Origin of the sequence: Sphingobium quisquiliarum P25 (assembly GCF_000445065.1) — a bacterium.
GTDB classification, from domain to species: Bacteria; Pseudomonadota; Alphaproteobacteria; order Sphingomonadales; family Sphingomonadaceae; genus Sphingobium; species Sphingobium quisquiliarum.
The window spans coordinates 1-3,126 of the sequence record NZ_ATHO01000015.1 but is presented as its reverse complement, the minus strand read 5'-3'; the positions used below and the strand labels follow the sequence as shown (position 1 = coordinate 3,126).

General features: G+C 65.3%; 5 protein-coding genes. 2 read left to right on the top strand and 3 right to left on the bottom strand.

Annotated features, from left to right (window positions below; translation table 11 throughout):
* Nucleotides 1–98 precede the first annotated feature (98 nt).
* A complete protein-coding gene (locus L288_RS24675) occupies nucleotides 99–287 on the bottom strand; it encodes a hypothetical protein (protein WP_021236805.1) in 189 nt (62 codons plus the stop codon).
* Nucleotides 288–368: 81 nt separating this feature from the next.
* Between L288_RS24675 and L288_RS24670 the strand changes: the two genes are divergently transcribed.
* Nucleotides 369–917, top strand: a complete 549-nt coding sequence (locus L288_RS24670; protein ID WP_021236804.1) for a shikimate kinase — start codon at nucleotides 369–371, stop codon at nucleotides 915–917.
* Nucleotides 908–2,017, top strand: coding sequence for a 3-dehydroquinate synthase (gene aroB / locus L288_RS24665; protein WP_021236803.1), 1,110 nt, complete (start codon nucleotides 908–910; stop codon nucleotides 2,015–2,017). The genes L288_RS24670 and aroB overlap by 10 nt, the downstream gene beginning before the upstream one ends.
* A gap of 241 nt (nucleotides 2,018–2,258) precedes the next feature.
* On the opposite strand, the gene rpmE is transcribed toward aroB, so the two are convergent.
* Nucleotides 2,259–2,483 (bottom strand): 50S ribosomal protein L31, encoded by a 225-nt coding sequence (gene rpmE / locus L288_RS24660; RefSeq protein WP_021236802.1) that lies wholly within the window; start codon nucleotides 2,481–2,483, stop codon nucleotides 2,259–2,261.
* Between the two features lie 122 nt (nucleotides 2,484–2,605).
* On the bottom strand, nucleotides 2,606–3,088 hold the full coding sequence (gene fabZ / locus L288_RS24655) for a 3-hydroxyacyl-ACP dehydratase FabZ (RefSeq protein ID WP_021236801.1): 483 nt from the start codon (nucleotides 3,086–3,088) through the stop codon (nucleotides 2,606–2,608).
* Nucleotides 3,089–3,126: the final 38 nt, after the last annotated feature.

The following is a 3,126-nucleotide window of genomic DNA, read 5'->3' as shown; positions in this document are numbered from 1 at the left end:
GGATTCGGGCGCGTCCTGCGCAACCACCGGCAGCGCCAGCGCGATGGCGAGCGTCCCCAGCGCCCATCTGGCATTCCCCCGGCGGCGGCGCATGTCGCTTATTGGCCCAGCTTTTCGGCGGGGATCGCCTTTTCCACGCGCTGCTGCGGCTGTTCCCCGCCGCGCGACCAGAGGAGCGCCAGAAATCCGATCAGCAAGGCGATCAGGACGATGGGGACGATCGGCAGGCGCTTGCCCCGGCGGCGTGAGCTGCTTTCGAAGTTGCTGAAGGAACGGTTGCTTCTCATGAGTCCTTGTGCGGCCAAGCCGGAAGATGAGGAAAGTTGCGATTTGCCTCTGTGACGGGGGGATGTATAGCCCCGCTCTGCATGCAGCGAAACAGCAAATCCGCCCCTGTCGATCCGAAGCGTGGTCCCATCGTCCTCGTCGGCATGATGGGCGTGGGCAAATCGACCGTCGGCCGCCGCCTTGCCGCGCGGCTCGGCCTTGCTTTCGTGGATGCCGACGAAGAGATTGAAAAGGCGGCGGGCATGACCATCACGGAAATGTTCGAACGCTATGGCGAATCCTATTTCCGCGATGGCGAGCGGCGGGTGATCGCCCGGCTGATGGACGGCGAGCCCAAGGTGATCGCCACGGGCGGCGGCGCCTTCATGCAGGATGACACGCGCAAGCTGATCCTCGACCTTGCCACCGCCATCTGGCTGGACGCGGACATCGACATATTGGTGGATCGCGTGTCCCGGCGGGACGGCCGCCCGCTGCTGAAAGGCAAGGACCCGCGCGTGGTGCTGACCCAGCTCGCCGCCACGCGCAATCCCGTCTACGCGCTCGCCCCCATCCACATCAAAAGCATCGCCGCGCCGCATGAAGTGACGGTGGACAGCATAATGGAGCAACTCGTCGCATGGCATTAGTCCGCGTCGCGCTCGATGCGCGCAGCTATGACATCATCATAGAGGAAGGCGCGCTGGACCGCGCCGCCGCGCATCTCGCGCAATATGCGCGCAAGGACCGGCTGGTGGTCGTGACGGACGCCAATGTGGCCAGGGCGCAGCTGCCCCGGCTGGAAGCCAGCCTGCGCGGCGCGGGCATCGCGCTCGAACCCATCATCCTGCCCGCCGGTGAGCAGACCAAGAGCTGGCGGCATCTGGAACAGCTGCTCGACGCGCTGCTCGCGCTGGAGATTGAGCGGGGCGATCATGTCGTCGCGCTGGGCGGCGGCGTCATCGGCGACCTGGTGGGCTTTGCCGCCTCCATCCTGAAGCGCGGCTGTCACTTCATCCAGGTTCCGACGACCCTGCTCGCGCAGGTGGACAGTTCGGTCGGCGGCAAGACGGCGATCAACGCCAAGGCAGGCAAGAATCTGATCGGCAGCTTCTATCAGCCAGGCCTCGTGCTGATCGACCCGTCGACGCTCGACAGCCTGCCGCCCCGCGAAACCCGCGCTGGCTATGCCGAAGTGGTGAAATATGGCCTGATCGACGATCCCGATTTCTTCGCCTGGTGCGAAGCCGAAGGCCATCGCCTGCTCGACGGCGACAGCGGCGCGCGCGCATATGCGATCGAACGCAGCGTCCAGGCCAAGGCCGCGATCGTCGCCGATGACGAGCGGGAAACCTCCGGCCGCCGGGCGCTGCTGAACCTTGGCCACACGTTCGGCCATGCGCTGGAGGCGGACACCGGCTTTTCCGACCTCCTCCTGCATGGCGAAGGCGTTGCGGCGGGCATGGCGCTCGCCTTCCGCTATTCGGCCCGGCTGGGGCTATGCCCCGCAGCGGACGCAGAGCGGGTAACGGCGCATCTGAAATCCGTGGGCCTGCCCCACAATCTCGCCAGCGCGCACGTAAAAGCGGACGGCGCCGCGCTTGTCGCGCACATGCTTCATGACAAGAAGATGGCTGCGGGTACCCTCCCCTTCCTGCTGGCGCGCGGGATCGGACAGACCTTCCTGTCGAAGGATGTAGCGCTGGATGATGTCGCCGCATTCCTGAACGAGGATCGCGCCGCGGCGTGAAGCCGCGCCAGACTCGTCAACGCCCCACCTGATCCTGCCCATCGAATGATGGGGCGGGGGACCGTCGGCGCAGCCGGTGGTGGAGGGAAAAAGGCACAATATCAGCCCATTTTCCCTCCACCATGCCAGGCATGGCCCCCTTCCCCACGCCTCCGGCACAGGGAGAATTAAGCAATCAGCGCCAAAACAAAAAAGGGCGCCCCGAAAGGCGCCCTCCTCATCCGCTCATCTGACGAAGCGATTATTTCTTCAGCGTCAGGCCGCCGAAACGCTTGTTGAAGCGCGCCACCTGGCCGCCCTGCTCCAGCTGGCGCTGGCCGCCGGTCCACGCCGGATGCGACTTGGGATCGATGTCGAGCGCCATCGTGTCGCCTTCCTTGCCCCAGGTCGAACGGGTGCGGAAAGTCGTCCCGTCGGTCATCTGGACGGTGATAAAATGATAATCGGGGTGCGTATCGGCCTTCATGGGTCTGCTCCGTCTATGGGCCGGTTTCCGACCGGCCATGGATGCGATAAATTGCGAAGGCGCGCGGTTACATGGCTTTGCGCGCGAAAGCAAGGGGCGACCGGCAGGCCGCCCCTTCCGCTTCACTCCGCTGGCGGATCGGTGATCATGGCGACGAAATTGGTTTCGGCGCACACATTGCCATTCACCAAAGCCCGGCCCGCGAACTTGCACACGCGCCCGCGATTCTGGGTGATCTCCACATGCAGGTCGAGCAGGCATCCCGGCTCTACCGGCGTGCGGAACTTGGCCCCTTCGATGCTCATGAAATAGACCAGCTTGCCCGAACCGCGCAGGTTGAGCGATTCAACGGCCAGCACGCCCGCCGCCTGCGCCATCGCCTCCACGATCAGCACGCCCGGCATGATCGGGCGGCCGGGGAAGTGCCCCTGAAAGAAGGATTCGTTGATCGACACGGCCTTGACCGCATGGATCGACTCGCTGCGCACGAGCGAGACCACGCGGTCGACCAGCAGCATCGGATAACGGTGCGGCAGCGCCGCCATGATCCCGCGAATGTCGATGGGACCCATGGCGGCGGCAGCCGCGTCAGCTTCACCCGTCATCGGCGGATCAGCGCGACGTCGGCTGCTGCGACGGGTTG

What these genes read in the sequence shown, in the direction of transcription:
- rpmE (WP_021236802.1), bottom strand. Translation starts at nt 2,483, where the DNA reads ATGAAGGCCGATACGCACCCCGATTATCATTTTATCACCGTCCAGATG.
- L288_RS24670 (WP_021236804.1), top strand. Translation starts at nt 369, where the DNA reads ATGCAGCGAAACAGCAAATCCGCCCCTGTCGATCCGAAGCGTGGTCCC.
- L288_RS24675 (WP_021236805.1), bottom strand. Translation starts at nt 287, where the DNA reads ATGAGAAGCAACCGTTCCTTCAGCAACTTCGAAAGCAGCTCACGCCGC.
- fabZ (WP_021236801.1), bottom strand. Translation starts at nt 3,088, where the DNA reads ATGACGGGTGAAGCTGACGCGGCTGCCGCCGCCATGGGTCCCATCGAC.
- aroB (WP_021236803.1), top strand. Translation starts at nt 908, where the DNA reads ATGGCATTAGTCCGCGTCGCGCTCGATGCGCGCAGCTATGACATCATC.